Raw genomic sequence first — 298 nt, forward strand, 5'->3', positions numbered from 1 at the left:
CAGCACATCACGCACCACCTCGACCGTGCCGCCCACCGCAAGCGTCGTCACGATCTCGAACACCGACACATCGAAGTTCACCGACGTCGCGGCGAGCGTCCGCGCGCCCGGCCGGATGCCCGTGGGCGACGCCAGCCGCTGTACGCCGTTGGTCACGCCGTGATGGGTGACTGCGACGCCCTTCGGCGTGCCGGTGGAGCCCGACGTGTACATCACATACGCCGTGTTGTCCGGACGCACCCGGACCAACTCACCACCACCCGCACCCAGATCCAACCCGTCCAGGAACAGATACGGA

The 298-nt window shown here is 67.4% G+C and carries 1 protein-coding gene; it reads right to left on the bottom strand.

The features are described from left to right. On the bottom strand, nucleotides 1-298 hold a 298-nt coding region (locus OO63_RS41135), incomplete at both ends, for an AMP-binding protein (protein ID WP_033264995.1).

The organism is Streptomyces alboflavus, from assembly GCF_000716675.1.
Classification (GTDB): Bacteria; Actinomycetota; Actinomycetes; order Streptomycetales; family Streptomycetaceae; genus Streptomyces; species Streptomyces alboflavus.